The following is an 18,594-nucleotide window of genomic DNA, read 5'->3' on the forward strand; positions in this document are numbered from 1 at the left end:
CCTGACTGCGGTGGACCGGTCGTGCTCTGTGAGCGTTCACAGTAGAGAAACGTCCCGGACGCTTGTCAATGGTTGTTCCTGTGCGGTTATGTTGGATCTGCGTCGCCGCTCATGTGTGTGCACGTTCCCATGTCCCGCCCCGCATTCCGCATCGCACGCAGCACAGGAGGCACATCCATGCCGGACACCGCACCCGCAGGTCTTGAAGGGCTCGCGTTCGGCGGGGACTACAACCCCGAACAGTGGCCGGAGGACGTCTGGCAGGAGGACGTCCGTCTCATGCGCGAGGCCGGCGTCAACCTGGTGAGTCTCGGCATCTTCTCCTGGGCCCTGCTGGAACCCGAGCCCGGCCACTACGACTTCGACTGGCTCGACCGCATCATCGGCCTCCTGCACGAGCACGGCATCCGGATCGACCTGGCCACCCCCACCGTCGCCCCGCCCGCCTGGTTCTACCGCGCCCACCCCGACGCGCTCCCTGTGAGCCGGGAGGGCATGCGGTACGCGTTCGGCTCCCGCGGCGCGATCTGCCACAGCTCACCGGCGTACCGCGCCGCCGCCGCGGCCATCACCGAACAACTCGCCCGCCGCTACGGCAACCACCCAGCGGTGGCGCTGTGGCACGTCCACAACGAATACGGCGCCCCCGTCAGCGCCTGCTACTGCGACAACTGCGCGACCCACTTCCGCCGTTGGCTCACCGCCGCCTACTCCACCGTCGACGCCGTCAACGAAGCCTGGGGGACGGCCTTCTGGGGCCAGCGCTACGGCTCCTTCGACGAGATCGAACCGCCCCGCGCCACCCCCGGCGTGTGCAACCCCGCGCAGCGGCTCGACTACGCGCGCTTCGCCGACGCCACGATGCGGGAGAACTTCGTCCGCGAACGCGATCTGCTGCATCTGCACTCCCCGGGCATCCCCGTCACCACCAACTTCATGACCGCGCTCAGCCAGTGCGACTCCGTCGACTACTGGGCCTGGGGACGCGAGGTCGACCTCGTCACCAATGACCACTACCTCATCACCGACGGCCGGCGGACCCATGTGAACCTCGCCATGGCCGCCGACCTCACCCGTTCCGTGGCGGGCGGCGCCCCCTGGCTGCTGCTCGAACACTCCACCAGCGGCGTCAACTGGCAGCCGCGCAACCCGGCCAAGGCGCCCGGCCAGATGGCCAGGAACAGCCTCGCCCATGTGGCCCGCGGCTCCGACGGCGCGATGTTCTTCCAGTGGCGCCAGTCGCGGCGCGGCGCCGAGAAGTTCCACTCCTCGATGCTGCCGCACGCGGGCACCGACAGCCGCGTCTGGCGCGAGGTCGTCGAACTCGGCGCCGTGGTGGGGGACCTGGCGGCAGTACGCGGCACGAGGACAGTCGCCGACGCCGCGCTGGTCTGGGACTGGCAGTCCTGGTGGGCGCAGCGCCTCGAAGGGCGGCCGAGCGAGGACCACGACGCCCGCGAACGGGCCGACACCTTCTACGAGACGCTCTACGACCGTCATCTCACCGTCGATTTCGCCCACCCGGAAGCCGATCTGTCGCGCTACCCCCTCGTCGTGGTGCCCGCCCTGTACCTCGCGGGCGAGGCCACGGGACGCAACCTCCGTACCTACGTCGAGAACGGCGGCACACTCGTCGTCTCGTACTTCTCCGGAATCGTCGACCAGCACGACGCCGTCCACCCCGGTGCCCACCCCGGCGTTCTGCGCGATGTCCTCGGCCTCACTGTCGAGGAGTTCTCGCCCCTCGGTGAGGGCGAACGGGTCCGGCTCACCGCGGCCGGCGGCGCGGAGCTGACCGGCGACGTCTGGAGCGAGTTCGTGGTACCGCGCGGCGCCGAGACCGTCTGGACCTACGCCGACGGGCTCACCGCCGGGCGTCCCGCCATCACCCGGCACCGGCTGGGCCGGGGCACGGCCTGGTACCTCTCCACCCGCCTGGACACCGGCGCCCTCGACACGATCCTCGACGCCGCCGCCGAGGACGCCGGGCTCGCGCCCCGCACCGGTCTGCCGCGTGACGTCGAAGTCGTACGCCGCACCGGCGAGGGCGGCGACTACCTCTTCGCCGTCAACCACACCGGAAAGGACGCCAAGGTGCCACTGCCCGCGCCCGGCACCGAACTCCTCACCGGCGAGCGGGCGGCGGGCCGGCTCGGTCTGCCGGCCGGAGCGGTACGTGTTCTGAAGCTCGACGACTGAGTCCGGTCACCCACCCCGAAGGGACACCGACGATGCACCTCACACACCGCACCTGGCGTCCGCCACGCGCCGCCGCCGCGCTCTGCGTGCTGGGCGCCCTGCTCCTCACCGTCCTGCCCGCCCAGCGGGCGCACGCCGCCGAGGGCCTCGGCAACGCCGGATTCGAGGCCGACCCCACCGGCACCACCACCCCGGCCGGCTGGAGTACCTACTCCGCCACCGGGCAGAACACCGCCTCCTTCAGCGAGAACGGCGGCTACAGCGGCAGCCGCCGGCTCAGTCACTGGTCGGCCTCGGCCTACAAGGTCGAGACGTATCAGTCTCTGACGGGCCTCACCGCCGGTACGTACACCCTCGGCGCCCGGGTCCGCTCCAGCGGCGGCCAGAACGCCGCCTATATCGCCCTGCGCGGCTGCGGCGGCGCCGAACAGCGCACCGATCTGCCGCCCACGCCGAACGGCGAGTGGATCCGTATCGTCACGTCGGTACGGGTGAGCGGCGGGAACTGCACCGTCAGCCTCAACTCCGACGCCCACGCGGGGGAGTGGGCCAACTTCGACGATCTCACCTTCACGGCCGGCGCGACGGGCCTGGCCGTCAAGGGCGGCGACCTCTCGACGCTCGCGAAGAACGAGGCGTTCGGCGCCACCTACCGCGCCGCCGACGGCGCGAGCGCGGACGCCCTCCGGATCCTGCGCGGCGCGGGGATGAACTACGTACGGCTCAAGGTCTGGGTGAACCCGGCCGACGGCTACAACAACAAGGCCCGGATCCTGGCGATGGCCAAGCGGGCCAAGGCTCAGGGCATGAAGCTCCTGATCGACTTCCACTACTCGGACCGCTGGGCCGACCCGGGGCAGCAGAACAAACCGGCCGCGTGGGCCTCCCACTCGTACAGCCAGTTGCGCACCGATGTCCACGACCACACCTTCGAGGTGCTGAACGCCCTCAAGGCCCAGGGCACCACCGCCGACATGGTGCAGATCGGCAACGAGATCAACGGCGGCATGCTGTGGCCGGAAGGCTCCACCGACAACTGGACCCAGCTCGCCGGACTGCTCACCTCCGGGGCCCGGGCGGCGAAGGCAGTCTCCTCCACCACCCAGGTCGCCCTGCATCTGGCCAAGGGCGGTGACAACGCCGGCACCCGCTGGTGGTTCGACCAGGCGGTGGCGCGCCAGGTGCCGTTCGATGTGATCGCGCTGTCCTACTACGGCTACTGGCACGGCCCGCTCTCCGCTCTCCAGGCCAATCTGGACGATGTGGCGGCGCGGTACGGCAAGCCGGTGCTCGTGGCCGAGACCGCCTACGCCCATACGCTGGCCAATGGTGACTTCCTGGAGAACAACGTGTCCTCGGCGGATCAGCTGGCGGCCGGCTATCCGGCGACTCCGGCCGGCCAGGCGGCCAATCTGCGCGATGTCATGAACGTGGTCGAGGCGGTCCCCGGCGGCCGTGGCCTGGGCGTCGTCTACTGGGAGCCGGCCTGGACCGCGGTGAACGGAAGCGGCTGGGACCCCCAGGACCCCTCCTCGGGCAACGCCTGGGAGAACCAGGCGCTCTTCGGTTACGACACGCGACTGCTGCCCGCCGCGGAGTGGTTCGCGCACCGGTAGAACCGGGGCGCGGGACGAGCGCCGGACGCCATTTACCATGGTGGCCGTGACCGTGATTGATGCCGAGGAAGTCCGCCGTATCGCGCTGTCCCTCCCGCAGACAGCGGAGAAGGAGGCGTGGAGCATGCCCACATTCCGTGTCGCCGGGAAGATGTTCGTCACGGTCCCGGACGATCAGACGTCGTTCGCCGTGCGCTGCCCCCGGTACGAGCGGACGGAGCTGATCGCGGCCGAGCCGGAGAAGTTCTGGGTGCCGCCGCACGAGGCGAGTTCCGCGTGGGTGCGGGTACGGCTGAGCGCGCTGGAGGATCTGGACGAGCTGCGCGACATCCTCGTGGACTCCTGGAAGCAGGCCGCTCCGGACAGCCTCGTGGAAGCGTTCCCCACCCCGGAACCCGGCACGCGCACCGGCACCAAGAAGGACTGAGCCGCACAACAACAACGCCCCCTCCGTCGGAGGGGGCGTTGCACTGCTCGATCACGTCAGCGTGCTGCTCGATCACGTCAGCCAGGGCCGGCGGCGGGATTCGTACCCGCGAACTGAGAAAACCATAGCCCGCGATCGACGCGCATCGGTGGAGTTCGGCGGACACGCCGACCGGCACGGGATGAAACCACCCGTTCGGCCGAACGGCCGCCGGTATCCCGTGCCAGGTCCTGCGCCACAACTGAGTGATCTGCGCCACATTCGGATCGATTGTGGATTGAACTCGACGCGGGGGTGACTGACGGTGAGTCAGCTCGCGCCGTCCCGTCGGTGCAGGTCGGAGCCTGCCTGACGGTGTTCGTCCGCTTACTCGGTGTGGCGCCTGGGGCGGGTGGGGTGGCATCTTTGTGTAAGGGGACGATCGCTTTCCGTATTTTTCTTGGGTGTCGCGTTGCACGTTTGACCACCCCGGTCCGAAAAGCTGCTTCTTGAGGACATCGAAGTCCTCCAGCACCAGCGGGGGTTCGAGGGTGCTGCTCAGTAGAAGAAGGACATGACGTGACGCCCAACGACGTCTTCGCCCTGCTGGTGCTCGCCACCGCCGTGCGCGTCTTCGCCTCGGACCTGCGCTACCTGACGCGGCGTCTGCTGCGCGCCGGGGTGCGGGTGGGAGCCGCCGCACTGATAGAGGACCGCCACCACGGTGCTCCCCGTGCTCCCCGGAAAGAAGTGCTCACGCCCGCCGCCCATGACGAGGAGGCCCAGCCGTGAACACCGACCTTCCGTCGCCGGACGACCACGGCGAATACCTGGCCGAGGTGCAGTACACCCTGCCGCCCGCCCTGGAGGCCTTCCACGACCTGTATGTGAAGGCCTATCTGAACTACGCCCACGCCATGCTCGGTGACAAGGCCGCCGCGGTGGCGGTGGTGCGCCGCTGCTTCTCCCATCTCGCCCTCAACTGGGAGCGCGTCATGCGGGCGGAGAGCCCGGAGGCCTACGCGTGGGCCCTGCTGAAGGCGCGGGTGGACACCCATCTGCGGCTGGCGGGCCTGGACCCCCAGCTGGTGGAGACCGCCGCGTTCCAGCGCACCGCCCGCGCGGTGCTGGAGTCGGTGCGGTGCACGTTCGAGGTGATGGAGACCTCCCTCGGCCTCTACACCGCCATCGCCTCGCTGCCTGAGCGGCAGTACGACGTGATCGTGCTGCTGTACGTGCTGGGCTACCCCTCGTACAAGGTCGCCCGCATCATGGGTGTGGAGCGCGACACCGTCCGTTCCCACCGGCGGCTGGCCAAGCGGCGTATCGCCCAGAAGCTCGGCCTGCCCCAGTACACGGACGCCGGCAAGGAGAAGGAGTGAACCCCATGCAGCCTCCGCGCGGCATCGACGAAGTCCTGGAAGACGCTGTGATCCCCGACGCGTTCGCCGAGTACGACCTCGCCGCCTCCAAGGCGCAGCTCGCCCGTGATGTCGCCGACACCCTCATGTTCGACGGATCCATCGCCCGTGGCGCCGGTGTCGCCCGGCCCCGGCCGGCGGCCCCGGCCGACTTCTTCCCGACCGTCCACGATCAGGCGGGCAAGGATCTGCACGCGCTGTCGGCCGAGGCGCTGCACGGCATCGACGCGGCCGGACAGCTGGCCCGGCTCGCCAACTCCCGCCGTATCGACCCCGACGGCGCGTTGTACTTCGCCTGCCTGCTGAACCTGGCCGGATGGCACGAAGGCGCCCAGTTCTGGTGGCAGTTCGCGGCCGGCGCGGGCAACCCCACGGCCGCCTACTGCCTCTATCTCCTCCACCTCGGCAGAGGTGAGCGGCGTGACGCCGCGCACTGGGCGGACCAGGCCGCCGATCTCGACTCAGGGCTCGTGGCGCTCCCGGCCGGGCGCCTCAGCGTCTGCCACCCCACCACACACCCCCGGCGCCCGCCCAGCCCGGCGCTGCGCGCGGCCGTACAGCGTCTGACGATCGAGGAGGACGAGGAGTTCGGCAGCGTTCCGCACCCCGACCCGCATCTCGCGGAACAGATCGGGGAGCTCGCCGACGCACTGTGAACGCGCCCGGCACGCGGATTCCGGGTCCGCGGACGAGTGGTCGGTCGCGGGGCGCCGCGGCCGACCACTCGGTCAGCTCCGCGCCCGCGCCGGCAGAGCGCGCAGCCAGTCGGTCAGCAGCCGGCTGACCTCATCGGCGCGTTCCTGCTGCACCCAGTGCCCGCAGCCTTCGAGGATGTGTGACGAGACCAGACCGGGGAGGGTCGTGGGGTACGCCGCGATCGCGTCGGCCAGCCAGGTCGTGGACGCGTCGAGCGCGCCGCCGATGAACAGCGAGGGCTGGGTGATCGGCGCCCCGTCCCACGCGGCGAGATCCGCCCAGTCCCGGTCCATGTTGCGGTAGCGGTTGAGCGCTCCGGTCAGCCCCGTACGCTCGAACTCGTCGGCGTAGACGTCGAGATCGGCCTCGCTGAGCCATGAGGGCGCGGCGGCGTCGGGGAAGCGGTCCGAGAGTTTCCCGCCCACCGGGACGAAGTGCGGATCACCGCCGTCGGCCGGGGGTACCGCGTCGCCCGAGAGCACGGCGTAGAACCCGGCCAGCCAGCCGCGGACATCGCGCTCGATCTCCGCCTCCGCCCGGCCGGGCCGCTGGAAGTAGCTGACATAGAACTCTTCGGGGCCGCCCATCAGGGAGAAGGCGTCCGTCGGCCGGAAACCGCCGCGAGGGGCGTAGGGAACGCTGAGCAGTCCCACGGCGGTGAAGACATCGGGCCTGAGCAGCGCCGTATTGGCGGCGATGGTCGAACCCCAGTCATGGCCGATGACGGTGGCGGTCTCCTCGCCGAGCGCGCGCACGACACCGACGTTGTCGGCGACATGGGCCAGCATCCGGTACGCCTCGATGTCACGCGGCTTCGAGGAGCGTCCGTAGCCCCGCACATCGATGGCCACCGCCCGGAACCCGGCAGCGGCGAGCGCCGGGAGCTGGTGGCGCCAGGAATACCACGACTCGGGGAACCCGTGGACCAGCAGGACCAGGGGACCGGTGCCCTGCTCCACCAGATGGATCCGGCCGTCCGGTACATCCACCAACCGGTGTGTCACGTCCGGTACCTGCGCGCGCTGAGACATGCGTCCTCCTTGGGCATTCCTTGTGCCATTCGTGCGACGGCGTATCACGGCGGGGCAGCCGGCAGCCCGCTGCCCCGCCGTGACGAACACCGCCACCACGACCATGTCGCGACGGCACGCCACAGGCAAAATCTCTTTGCCGATCCGGCAAACCGGCCCGGCACACAGGCCGTCGTCTCCTCGACGGCACCCCCTAAAGTGTGTCCGCGGACGCCGCGCGCAGCAGCCGGAGCTGGCCTATCTCGGCGGCGTTCTTCATCAGCTCGGAATTCACCCAGCCGGCCATATGGGCGACGGTGTGCTCGGGGTCATCCCGCCATGGGAACGGGGCGGTGGCGTCCAGGTCGGCGTCGGTGAGCCGGTCGAGCACCGTCAGCCACTCCTCACGGAGGCCGCGCAGCCAGGCGATGGCCGCCAAACCGTCACCCGGCCACCCGATCTCCTCCCGCTCCCGCGGCGTCCGTCCCCGCGCGTGATCGATGGTCACACTCCACCACCATCCGATGTGCCAGCTCAGCCAGCCGATCGTGGGGACGGGGACGGGATCGGGCTCGGTCTCCGCCCAGTCCGGCACCCATGTCCCGGCGGTTTCGTCCCGTCGTACCGTCCAGCAGTGGGACGTCGGCTCCCACAGGAAGTCCGCGGGCTCCAGCCGCTCCAAGTGGTAGTCGAAGAGCTGCCAGGTGAGGCCGAACTGCCAGCGCAGCAGTTCACATCGGGATACGTCCATCGGCCGACCCTGCCACGCCCTCGCCGCACCCGGAAAGCCGTTTTCCGGCGGCGGCCCGGTACGGGGAGCCCCGGGGTGCGTCAGATCTTCCCCGTACCCGCGCCCGCCGTCACCGAGGCGATGACACTGGACGCCGGTTCGGCCGTGTAGCTGTACGGCGGTGTGGTGAAGGAGCCGGTCCGGGAGACCTCGGTGGCGGCGCCTCCGAGGTCGTTCCCACGCAGCACCGCGTAGCCGTCCACATCGCTGCTGCGGTTCGTGGTCACCGCGACCTTCGTGTCGCGGAAGACATTGTTCTCGACCAGCAGCTGCGCCCCCATCCGGGAGTGGCAGGCGGTGTCGGCGCCCTGGACGTAGTTGTCGTAGAAGTGGCCGGTGCCGAAGCGCAGACTGGGGAGGCGCGAGTAGACGTTGCTGAACTGGTTGTGGTGGTACGTCACGCGCAAGTGCCCGGTGTCCTCACCGCTGTTGTTGTCGCTGTGACCGACGAGCGAGCCCTTGAAGTGGTCCTTGAAGGTGTTCCAGGACACCGTGACATGGTCGGACGCGTGGGTGATGTCCAGCAGTCCGTCGTAGTGGTCCTTGTCGTGGTCGCGGTCCGCCGAGAAGGCGTTGTGATCGATCCACACCTTCGTGGACTTCTGTACGGTGATGCCGTCCGCGGGCGCGATGGGCTTGCTGATCCGGAGATTGCGGATGATGACATTGGTGGATTCCTTGACGCGCAGTCCGCCACCGGTGAAGCCCGACTCCGAACCCACCCCCAGCACCGTGGTGTTGGAGCCGATGTCGACCTGGCCGCTGAGTGTGATCAGCCCGGAGACCCGGACGACCTTCGCGGACTCACCCGCGACGGCGGAGGTGAACGCGGCGAGCGTGCTGACCGTGACGGGCGTCGCGCTGCCGCCACCGGTGGTGCCCGCGCCGAAGCCGATGGGCCCGGTCTCCGCGGCGACGGCGGACTGCTGGGGGATCGCGCCGAGGGCGGCGACGGCGACGGTGGAGGCGAACAGGGTCGCCAGGCGGCGCCGGCTGATGATCGTGGACATACGGGTGTGTCCCTATCCAGGGCAAGGAGGGGGGACGGGCGCTGTGCGCCCGGGACTTCACCCTCTGGTCGCCGGCGAGGACGGAAAGGTTGCCGGTCCGCGCGGGACGGGTCCGCTGTCCGACGGAGGTCACTCCCCGGCGGCCGAACCGGCCGACTCCACCGGCGCGGCAGAGCCGACGGAGTCGGCAGGCTCGTCGACCGGAGTGATCGGCAGGCACACCCGGAACCGGGTATGGCCCGGCCGCGAGTCCACCCTGATGTCGCCGTGGTGCTTGTTGACGACGATGCGGTACGAGATGTCCAGGCCCAGTCCGGTGCCCTCACCCACCGACTTCGTGGAGAAGAACGGTTCGAAGATCCGCGGCCTGACCTCCGGGGGAATACCGCTCCCGGTGTCCGTCACCTCCACATACAGCCGGTCGCCCTCCCTCCTCGTCCCCAGCGTGAGCGTGCCCTCTCCGTCCATGGCGTCGACCGCGTTGTCGATCAGATTCGTCCACACCTGGTTCAGCTCGGCGCCGAACGCCGGGATCGGCGGCAGCGTCCGGTCGTACTCCTTGACCACCCGGATCCCGGCCGGGATCTTGGCCCGCATCATCGTCAGCGTGGCGTCGAGCAGCGCGTGCACATCCACGACCTGATGCGGCGCCCGGTCCAGCTGGGAGTACTGCTTGGCCGCTCCGACCAGGTCCGAGACCCGGGTCACGGCGTCATCGATCTCCCCCATCAGGAGTTCGGTGTCGATGGCGTACGCCAGCCAGCGCACCGCCGAGTCCAGATGGTCCTTGCCCACCGCTTCGGCGACCGACGCCAGCCAGGGCACATTGACCCCTCCGGAGACCAGGACGGGCGCCACATCCCAGGGGTTGGCCACCTCGTGCTCATCGAGCCAGTCGGTGAGCTCGTCCTCGGCGTCAGAGGCGTCCAGCGCCGACATGGGGGAGGCCGCGGCGGCCTGCTTGACCGCCGCGTCCTGGAGCTCCACCAAGCCGCGCAGCCGCGTGCCGTCCAGCCGGCCGTCCGCGATCAGGGCGAGTTTGTGCCGCATCCCGGCCACCCGCTCGCGCAGCGCCTCGGTGGCCCGTACCGCCGCCGCGGCCGGATTGTTGAGTTCATGGGTGAGGCCGGCGGACAGCGCTCCCAGCGCGACCAGCCGCTCCCGCTCGCCCAGGATCGTGTCCGCCGCGCGCGACCCGAAGAAGAGCCCTTCGAGCAGATGGAGCGCCATCGGGAACCAACCGCGTATGGCCGCGGCGAACTCATCGGCCGGCAGGGCGAAGAACTCCGCGTCGCTGATGGCCCGCAGTGTGTTCGGATAGACCTGGTCGACACGGTCACCGAGGTACGCCTGGGTCGCCCCGCTGTAGACACCGCGCCGGTCGGTTCTGGTGACCTCGATCTCGTCACCGTGCAGCCGTCGGCTGAGCGTCACGGCACCGCTCAGCAGCACGAAGAAGCAGGTGGCCGGCTCACCCTCGGTATAGACGGCGCTTCCCCCCGTCCGCCGCTCGACCCTGCCCCGCTCCGACAGCCAGGCCAGCTGGCTCTCGTCGAGCGCCTCGAACAGGAACAAGGTGCGCAGTTCCGCCGGCGTCAAACGGTTCGAAGCACTCACTGTGACTCCAAGTAGCGGTGGACCAGGGAAATGGCCATCGCGCCGTCACCGACGGCGGAGGCGACGCGTTTGAGTGACGCGGCACGGACGTCCCCGGCCGCGAACACCCCAGGCACGCTGGACTCCAGGTGGTAAGGGTCCCTCGGCAGCGGCCAGTTGGCCGGCCGCCGCCCGTCGGCCACCAGATCGGGGCCGGTGATCACGAACCCCCGCGCGTCGCGCTCGACCACACCTTCCAGCCACTCCGTACGCGGCTCCGCGCCGATGAACACGAACAGCCAGGACGAGTCGACCGAGTCCGTCGCCCCCGACCGGACGTCGCGCAGCGTGAGCTGCTGCAGATGGCCGTCGCCCTTCCCGCCGACCGCCTCGGTCCAGGGGTGGACGACGATATGGTCGATGTCGTCGATCTGCTCGATCAGATAGTTGGACATCGAACCGGTCAGATCGGCGCCCCTGATGAGCAGGTGCACCCGGCGCGCGTAGCGGGAGAGATGCACCGCCGCCTGCCCTGCCGAGTTGGCGCCGCCCACCAAGTACACCTCCTCGCCCGAGCAGGTGGACGCCTCGGTGACGGTGGACCCGTAGAAGACCCCCGCCCCCGTGAACTCGTCCAGGCTGGAGGTCGCCAGGCGGCGGTAGGAGACGCCGGTGGCGAGCACCACCGTATGGGCGGTGATGGCGCTGCCCTGCCCGAACCGCACCACCCGGCCCGATCCGGCCGCGTCCAGCCCGACGACCTCGCGGGCACTGAGGATCTCGGCGCCGAACTTCAGCGCCTGGCGGCGGGCGCGGTCGGTGAGCTGGGCTCCGGAGACGCCGTCGGGGAACCCGAGATAGTTCTCGATCCTGCTGCTCTGTCCCGCCTGTCCGCCGGTCGCCTCGCGCTCGACCAGTACCGTACGCAGCCCCTCGGACGCGCCGTACACGGCGGCGCCGAGCCCGGCCGGTCCGCCGCCGACCACCACGAGGTCATAGAAGTCCGAGGTGGGGGTGGTGCTCAGGCCGACATGCGCGGCGAGCTCCTTCTCGGCCGGTGCCACCAGCGATGTGCCGTCGGCGGTGACCACCAGCGGTACATCGCCCGGGGCCAGTCCTGCGGCGGCCAGCAGCCTGGCGCCCTCGGGCTCGTCGGCGGGCAGCCAGCGGTACGGCACCAGATTGCGGGCGAGGAAGTCACGTACGGCGAAGGACGGAGCGGACCAGCGGTGCCCCACCACCCGGGTCTCGGTGATGGCCGGATCCGGGGTGGTGGCCCAGGCGTCCAGCAGCTCGTCGATCACCGGGTACAGATGCTCCTCCGGTGGATTCCACGGCTTGAGGAGGTAGTGATCCAGATCAACGACATTGATCGCGTCAATGGCCGCGCCCGTGTCCGCGTACGCGGTCAGCAGCACCCGTCGCGCGAGCGGGAAGAGATCCATCGCCGCTTCGAGGAACTCGATGCCGTTCATCTGCGGCATCCGGTAGTCGGCGAGCATCACCGCGAGCCGTTCACCGCGCAGCTTGATCTCGCGCAGCGCGTCCAGGGCCTCCGCCCCGGAGACGGCGCGTACGACCCGGTACTGGCCGCCGTATCTGCGCCGGATGTCGCGGGCGACCGCTCTGGAGACCGCTGGATCGTCATCGACGGTCAAGATCGTCGGGTTCGCCATGCCATCACCATCGCCTGAGGACGAAACGGCCTTCAAGGGACCTTCAGTGAAAAAGAACCTCCAAACAAACAGTCTACGAGCGCCTGCCCGCTCCGCCTCCAGACGCCCGGGGTGCGGGCCGGACGGGGCGCCGCCCGGTTTGCCCGAGAGTGACGGCCTCACGACACGGAGTGGCCGGACCGACGCGCGCGCCTCCGCCTTCCGCGCACGCCCCCGCCTTCCGCGCGGCGATGGCGGGCCCGGCGAGGACGGTCCGGGCGGTCGGACGACGGGTCAGGCCGGCGGGGGGCTGGTGACGGGCCCGGTTACGGTGGGGCAGATCATGGTCTTCGAGATGTCAGCTGTCCGTTGGTGTCCGGGGGTTGCGGGGAGGGTCGATGAGGCTCTGTTTTGTGGTGGAGGAGCAGTACCGGTTCGACGGCATGCCGGTGGAGGTGATCGGTCAGCTCGCCGGCTGGGGGCACCGGGTGGACGTGGTACGGCCGGGCGCGTCACTGCTGCGGTTGTCGGAGGCCGTACGGGCGGGCGGTCATGACGCGTGGGTGCTGAAGACGGTGTCCGGGGGGCCGGGGCTGGCGTTGCTGGAGGCCGCTGCGGCGGTCGGGCTGACGACGGTGAACGACGCGCGGTCGATCCGCGGCGTACGGGACAAGGTGGCGGCGGCGGTGGTCGGCCACAGCCGGGGACTTCCCGTTCCGGAGACATACGCGGTCGCGCGCCCCGAGTTGCTGGCGGAGCTTCCCGCCGCGGCGTTTCCACTGGTGGTCAAGCCGGCCGAGGGGAGCTCCGGGCGGGGCGTGCGGCTGGTGCGGTCGCCGGACCAGCTGGCGGCGGCGAGCGCCGGGCTGTCGGGGGAGGGGATGCTGATAGCCCAGCCGTACATACCCAACTCCGGTGTCGATCTAAAGGTGTACGGGGTGGGCGGTGAACTGTTCGCGACGGAACGGTCCTCACCGCTGCACCCCGGGCAGTCCCAGCGGGAACGTTCCGTTCCGCTGCCGGCGGAGGTGGCGGGGATGGTCGCGGAGGCCGGGGAGGTCTACGGGCTCGATCTGTTCGGTGTGGATGTGCTGCTGGGACCGGACGGTCCGGTCATCGTCGATGTGAACGACTTCCCGAGCTTCCGGCGCGTGCCTGACGCGACGGTGCGTGTGGCGAGGGCGGTCCTTGAGCTGGCGCGTACGGGCGGTAGCGCCCGTGGTACGGCGGCGGTTGACCCGTTTCCGCTGCCGGAGGCGGTGTCCGAGCCGGTTCCGGTCCCGGAGCCCGTATCGCTCCTGACGTCCGCCGGGGTTCCGTTCCGGATACCCGCGACGGCGGGAGAGGCCGGATGAGGATCTGTCTGATCACGTCCCGGCCCGATCACCCGGTGCTGGCCGCCACGACCGCGCTGCTGACCCCCCGTCATGAGGTGGAGTCGATCGATCCGGAGTCGGACTCGGAGTCGGCTCCGGAGCCGGGGGGCGACGGCCCGACCGGGGACCCGGCCGCTTCCGGCCCGCTCGCCGACGTCTATCTGCTGAAGGCACGGACACCGCGGGCGCTGGCCCTTGCCAGATCCTTCGAGGTACGCGGGGCCCCGGTGCTGAACTCGGCCGCCGCGACCACGCTGTGCCAGGACCGTACGGAGATGGCCGGTCTGGCCCGGCGCGCCGGACTGCCGTTCGCGGCCACCCGGACCGTGACCAGCCTGGCCGGACTCGCCGAAGAGCGCGACCTGCCGTATCCGCTGGTGGTCAAGAGCCGGCACAGCCGACGGCACGATCTCGTCGCCCGGGTCGACAACGCCGCGCGGCTGCGCGAACTGCGCTCCGACTGGGCCCGGGAGCCGGTCGTGGTCCAGGAGTTCAGCGCGAACAGCGGGTGGGACCACAAGCTGTGGGTGATCGACGGCCGGGTCTTCGCGGCCCTGCGCCGCTCGGAGCTGGCCGAGGGCGGGCGGGGCCCCACGCTCCCGCTCGCACTCGGCGATCTGCCCCGCGGCTGGCAGGACTTGGCGCGCGGAGTCGGTTCCGCTTTCGCGCTGGAGGTGTACGGCGTCGATGTGATCGACACGGGTGACGGCACCCCGCTGATCGTGGACATCAACGCGTTTCCCGGAATACGCGGTCAGAGGGGCGCCCCGGAAGCCCTCGCGGCGCTGGCGCTACGGGCGGCCCGGCAGTCGGTGCGGCGGTCGGCCCGGGGGTCGGCCCGGGGGTCGGCGGCACCTGGACTGACTGCCTGATCACCGTTCACCGGCCGTCCGTGTCCGGGTCCGTGTCGCCCTCGACCCGCGAGTCCGCGCGGCGGCGGGTGCTCTCCATCCGGCGTGCACGGTGGCTGGCGACGTTGAGCCGGTTGCCGCACAGCTCGGGCATGCAGTAGCGACGGCGCCCGGCCTTGCTGGTGTCGACGAACATCCCCTCGCACACCGGCGACGCGCAGTGACGGAACCGGTCGTGGCTCAAGGTCCGCAGGGCGCCGAGCAGTCCGGTGCCCATGAGAACGGCCAGCTCGTCGGCGACGGACGTGTCCGGTGACGTCATGACGTACCACTGCCAGCGGTCCTCGGCGTCGCGGTACAGGGACGGTCCGATGCCGCCCCGCCCGACCAGCGCGCTCGCGGCCTCGACGACCCGCTCCTCGGCGCCGGCCTCAAGAATGGCGCGGATCTCTCCACGCAGGGCGCGTACTTCGTCGAGATCGGTGTCATCCGGCAGCCGGCCGTCGGTGAGGGCGTCGAGGCGGATGTCGTGCTCGGCCAGGAAGCGCGTCAGCGCGGCGGGGCCGGTCAGGATCTCGCCCACCGTCCGCCAGACCAGGGGCGAGGTGTTGACCAGATCGGTCGCTACGCCCGCCCCCAGCTTGTAATCGGAAAAAGGAATCTTCAAGCCTTACTCCATGCTAGGGTAACCGAATAAATCAACTATACCCATTACAGGGCACCGCTGGGAACACCGCTGAGGAGAACACCATGGACACCGCTCCCTTCCTGGCCTACCTCGACGGACGCCAGGTCCGCTGGCAGCTGACACTCGACGAGTGCGTCGACAACGCGGGTGACGACCCCCGCGCCCGGCTCCTCGCCGTCTTCGACGCCCTGCGGTCGTGGGCGGCCTCATCGCCTGGCTTCCGCGGCTGCGCGCTCGTCAACGCCATGGTCGAGCTGGCCGACCCGCGGCACCCGGCCCGCTCCGTGACCGCCACCCACAAGCGGGCCCTGCGCGCCAGGATGCTGGAGCTGGCCGAGGCGACGGGCGCGCCTGATCCCGGCCTGCTCGTGGACCAACTCCTGCTGGTCTACGAGGGAGCGATAGCCGGTCACGCCGTGGGCAGCGTGGAGAAGGCCGAGGACAAGGCGCATCTCACGGCCCGTCGGCTGATCGCCGCCGCCACTCCGTACCCCATCGACACCTTCTGGGCGGGCCCCGAACCCACCTCGCGGTAGCGCCGCGAGGGGGAAGTGCCAGGTCAGATGGCATCATCGGGGGATGGCTCTGATCGAGGTCGTACAGGGTGACATCACACGCCAGGACGTGGACGCCATCGTCACGGCGGCGAACACGTCGCTGAGGGGCGGAGGCGGCGTGGACGGTGCGATTCACCGCGCGGCCGGGCGGCGACTGGCCGAAGCGGGTGAGGCGATCGGACCGTGCCCGCCGGGCGACGCGATGGCGACCCCCGCCTTCGACCTCGACCCACCGATCGCCCATGTGATCCATACCGTAGGCCCGGTCTGGAGCGGCGGACAGCACGGTGAGAGCGACGTCCTCGCCTCCTGCTATCGCCGCTGCCTTGAGGTCGCCGACGAACTGGGCGTCGGGACCATGGCCATTCCGGCCATCTCCACCGGTGTGTACGGGTTCCCGGCGGAAAGGGCGGCACGGATCGCGGTCGCCACCGTCAGATCGTCACCGACCTCTGTCGAGGTGATCCGGCTCATCGCCTTCGACCGGGAGACACATGACCTGCTGACAGCCGCCCTCGCGGAGTAGCGAGCCGTTCGCGCGGGGCTGCCGCCCGGGCCCGCCGCCAGGGGCTGTGCCGCCCGGGGACGGGATGCGTCACTTCCCCTACGGCGCGGTCCGCGCCAGGCTGGGGCCCGCAGGAGTCATCAGCGAGAGGAACTGACGGCAATGACGTTCGACGTGGCAGCGGTACGCGCGTCCTACCCCGCGCTCAGCGACGGTACGGCCTATCTCGACGGCGCGGCGGGCACGCAGGTGCCGACCGCCGTCATCGACGCGATCACGGACGCGTACCGGTCCGGGATCGGCAACGCGGGCGGCTCGTTCGCGGCCAGTCGGCGCGCGGGGGAGATCGTCGCGGAGTGCCGCCGAGCAGTCGCCGATCTGGTCGGCGGGGTCCCCGAGGGCGTTGTCCTGGGTCCGAACACCACGTCGCTCATCTACCGCTTCTCCCAGGCTCTCGGGTCGACCTGGCGGCCCGGGGACGAGATCGTGGTCTCCCGGCTCGACCACGACGCGAACATCCGGCCCTGGCTCCAGGCCGCGGCCCGCGCGGGCGCGGTCGTCCGGTGGGCCGAGGCCGACCCGGTGACCGGTGAACTGCCGGTGGAGCAGTACGACACGCTGCTGGGCGACCGTACCCGCCTGGTGGCGGTGACGGCGGCCAGCAACATCCTCGGCACCCGCCCCGATGTCGCGGCGATCTCCGCCAAGGCACACGCGGCCGGCGCCCTGACATTCGTCGACGGGGTCCACGCCACCCCGCACGGCCCGGTCGATGTCGCATCGCTGGGCGCCGACTTCTACGCGACGAGCGCCTACAAGTGGTCCGGTCCGCATATCGGCGCGGTGGCGGCGGACCCGCGGCTGCTGGAGACGCTGAGCCCGGACAAACTGATCTGTTCGCCGGCCGCCGTACCGTCCCGGTTCGAGACCGGCACGGCGCCCTTCGCGGACCTGGCCGGGGTCACGGCCGCCGTCGACCATCTGGCCGCCCTCGCCGGCCCGGCTCCGGGTGACCGGCGCGAGCGGCTGCTCCGGTCGATGGCCGCCGTGGAGTCGTCCGAGCGTGAACTGTTCGCCGTACTGCTGCGGGGGCTGACGGAGCTGCCCGGGGTAACGCTCTACGGCGAGCCCGCGCACCGCACCGCGACCGTCTACTTCCGGGTGGCGGGCCGCACGCCGAGAGAGGTCTCCGAGCGGTTGGCGGCCCGTGGGGTGAATGTCTGGGACGGTCACTGCTACGCCTGGGAACTGGCCGGGGTGCTCGGGCTCCGGGACACCGGCGGCGCGGTACGGGCCGGGCTGGTGCACTACAACGACCGCTCGGACGTGGACCGGCTGCTGGCGGCTGTCGCGGAACTGGAGGACTGACGGGTGGAGCCGCAAACGCCGCCGGTACGGGGCCAGGGCCCAGGTCCAGGCCCGGGTCCGGGTCCGGGTACCGAGGACATCGTCCGTCTGGTTCACACGGTGCTCGGCACCGACGTCATCGGCAGCTACCTGCACGGCTCCGCCGTACTCGGCGGTCTGCGGCCACACAGCGACATCGATGTGTTCGTCGTCGTCCGGCGGCACACAACAGCACAGGAGCGACGCGCACTTGTCGACGGGCTGCTGGAGATCTCCGGCCAGAAGGCCGGGCGCGGCCCCGCTCGTCCCGTCGAGTTGACCGTTGTCGTCCAATCTGACGTCACCCCGTGGAGTTACCCGCCGCGCTGCGACTTTCAGTACGGTGAGTGGCTTCGCGACGCGTACGAGCGGGGCTTGACGCCTTCGTCGGAACCGAGCCCCGATCTCGCGCCACTGATCACGATGGTGCTGCTCGGACAGGCCACACTGACCGGGCCGCCACCGGGCGACGTACTCGCCCCCGTCCCGCACGGGGACCTCGTACGCGGAATCGTCGACGGCGTCCCGGACCTGCTCACCGAGCTCGAATCGGACACCCGCAACGTCCTTCTGACCCTCGCCAGGGTCTGGATGACCGTCGTGACCGGATCGGTCGCCTCCAAGGACACCGCCGCCGACTGGGCGCTCGCGCGGCTCCCGGCCGAGCACCGTCCGCCGCTGGCTCGCGCGCGTGCCATCTACCTCGGAGACGAGGAGGAGCGCTGGGACGACCTTCTGCCGTACGTCCGCGCGCACGCCGAACATGTCGTGGCGGCGATCGAACACAGCACGACGGGGCCGAATGTCACCCCCCGTGGCTATTGTTGAGAGG

18 protein-coding genes are annotated in these 18,594 nt (G+C 70.4%); 12 read left to right on the plus strand and 6 right to left on the minus strand.

Annotated features, from left to right (window positions below):
• Positions 1-177: 177 nt before the first annotated feature.
• From AB0M67_RS14785 to AB0M67_RS14810, 6 genes are all read left to right on the plus strand, one after another.
• Positions 178-2,199: a beta-galactosidase gene (locus AB0M67_RS14785; protein WP_365745733.1), complete on the plus strand. Its 2,022-nt coding sequence runs from the start codon at positions 178-180 to the stop codon at positions 2,197-2,199.
• A gap of 32 nt (positions 2,200-2,231) precedes the next feature.
• Positions 2,232-3,815 carry an arabinogalactan endo-1,4-beta-galactosidase gene (locus AB0M67_RS14790; protein WP_365745734.1) on the plus strand — a complete coding sequence of 528 codons (1,584 nt, stop codon included), beginning with the start codon at positions 2,232-2,234 and terminating at the stop codon, positions 3,813-3,815.
• A 37-nt stretch (positions 3,816-3,852) separates the two neighbouring features.
• Positions 3,853-4,242 (plus strand): MmcQ/YjbR family DNA-binding protein, encoded by a 390-nt coding sequence (locus AB0M67_RS14795; protein WP_365745735.1) that lies wholly within the window; start codon positions 3,853-3,855, stop codon positions 4,240-4,242.
• A gap of 558 nt (positions 4,243-4,800) precedes the next feature.
• Positions 4,801-5,013: a hypothetical protein gene (locus tag AB0M67_RS14800; protein WP_365745736.1), complete on the plus strand. Its 213-nt coding sequence runs from the start codon at positions 4,801-4,803 to the stop codon at positions 5,011-5,013.
• Positions 5,010-5,603 (plus strand): sigma-70 family RNA polymerase sigma factor, encoded by a 594-nt coding sequence (locus AB0M67_RS14805; protein WP_365745737.1) that lies wholly within the window; start codon positions 5,010-5,012, stop codon positions 5,601-5,603. Before AB0M67_RS14800 ends, AB0M67_RS14805 begins: the two co-directional genes overlap by 4 nt.
• 5 nt (positions 5,604-5,608) lie before the next feature.
• Positions 5,609-6,298 (plus strand): hypothetical protein, encoded by a 690-nt coding sequence (locus AB0M67_RS14810; protein WP_365745738.1) that lies wholly within the window; start codon positions 5,609-5,611, stop codon positions 6,296-6,298.
• Between the two features lie 72 nt (positions 6,299-6,370).
• Here the strand turns inward: AB0M67_RS14810 and AB0M67_RS14815 are convergent, their stop codons facing one another.
• The 5 genes from AB0M67_RS14815 to AB0M67_RS14835 form a co-directional block, all read right to left on the minus strand.
• Complete coding sequence (locus AB0M67_RS14815; RefSeq protein ID WP_365745739.1) at positions 6,371-7,369, minus strand: alpha/beta hydrolase; 999 nt, start codon at positions 7,367-7,369, stop codon at positions 6,371-6,373.
• A 193-nt stretch (positions 7,370-7,562) separates the two neighbouring features.
• A complete protein-coding gene (locus tag AB0M67_RS14820; RefSeq protein WP_365745740.1) occupies positions 7,563-8,099 on the minus strand; it encodes a DinB family protein in 537 nt (178 codons plus the stop codon).
• Positions 8,100-8,179: 80 nt separating this feature from the next.
• A complete protein-coding gene (locus AB0M67_RS14825; RefSeq protein ID WP_365745741.1) occupies positions 8,180-9,148 on the minus strand; it encodes a polysaccharide lyase family 1 protein in 969 nt (322 codons plus the stop codon).
• 129 nt (positions 9,149-9,277) lie between these two features.
• Positions 9,278-10,765, minus strand: coding sequence for an ATP-binding protein (locus tag AB0M67_RS14830; RefSeq protein ID WP_365745742.1), 1,488 nt, complete (start codon positions 10,763-10,765; stop codon positions 9,278-9,280).
• Complete coding sequence (locus AB0M67_RS14835; RefSeq protein WP_365745743.1) at positions 10,762-12,420, minus strand: FAD-dependent oxidoreductase; 1,659 nt, start codon at positions 12,418-12,420, stop codon at positions 10,762-10,764. The genes AB0M67_RS14830 and AB0M67_RS14835 overlap by 4 nt, the downstream gene beginning before the upstream one ends.
• A 377-nt stretch (positions 12,421-12,797) precedes the next feature.
• On the opposite strand from AB0M67_RS14835, the gene AB0M67_RS14840 reads away from it, so the two are divergent.
• Together AB0M67_RS14840 and AB0M67_RS14845 are read left to right on the plus strand one after the other, a co-directional pair.
• Positions 12,798-13,754, plus strand: a complete 957-nt coding sequence (locus AB0M67_RS14840; protein ID WP_365745744.1) for a hypothetical protein — start codon at positions 12,798-12,800, stop codon at positions 13,752-13,754.
• Positions 13,751-14,647 (plus strand): alpha-L-glutamate ligase, encoded by an 897-nt coding sequence (locus AB0M67_RS14845; RefSeq protein ID WP_365745745.1) that lies wholly within the window; start codon positions 13,751-13,753, stop codon positions 14,645-14,647. Before AB0M67_RS14840 ends, AB0M67_RS14845 begins: the two co-directional genes overlap by 4 nt.
• Positions 14,648-14,654: 7 nt before the next feature.
• On the opposite strand, the gene AB0M67_RS14850 is transcribed toward AB0M67_RS14845, so the two are convergent.
• Positions 14,655-15,293, minus strand: coding sequence for a CGNR zinc finger domain-containing protein (locus AB0M67_RS14850; RefSeq protein ID WP_365745746.1), 639 nt, complete (start codon positions 15,291-15,293; stop codon positions 14,655-14,657).
• 83 nt (positions 15,294-15,376) lie between these two features.
• Between AB0M67_RS14850 and AB0M67_RS14855 the strand changes: the two genes are divergently transcribed.
• The 4 genes from AB0M67_RS14855 (at position 15,377) to AB0M67_RS14870 (ending at position 18,590) form a co-directional block, all read left to right on the plus strand.
• A complete protein-coding gene (locus AB0M67_RS14855; RefSeq protein ID WP_365745747.1) occupies positions 15,377-15,850 on the plus strand; it encodes a TetR/AcrR family transcriptional regulator in 474 nt (157 codons plus the stop codon).
• A 43-nt stretch (positions 15,851-15,893) separates the two neighbouring features.
• Complete coding sequence (locus tag AB0M67_RS14860) at positions 15,894-16,397, plus strand: O-acetyl-ADP-ribose deacetylase (RefSeq protein ID WP_365745748.1); 504 nt, start codon at positions 15,894-15,896, stop codon at positions 16,395-16,397.
• 141 nt (positions 16,398-16,538) lie between these two features.
• Positions 16,539-17,744: a cysteine desulfurase-like protein gene (locus AB0M67_RS14865; protein WP_365745749.1), complete on the plus strand. Its 1,206-nt coding sequence runs from the start codon at positions 16,539-16,541 to the stop codon at positions 17,742-17,744.
• Positions 17,745-17,822: 78 nt separating this feature from the next.
• The gene (locus tag AB0M67_RS14870; protein ID WP_365745810.1) at positions 17,823-18,590 is read left to right on the plus strand and encodes an aminoglycoside adenylyltransferase family protein; all 768 of its coding nucleotides are present in this window, start codon (positions 17,823-17,825) and stop codon (positions 18,588-18,590) included.
• The last annotated feature ends 4 nt before the right edge of the window (positions 18,591-18,594 follow it).

Source organism: Streptomyces sp. NPDC051662 (genome assembly GCF_040681655.1).
GTDB lineage: Bacteria > Actinomycetota > Actinomycetes > Streptomycetales > Streptomycetaceae > Streptomyces.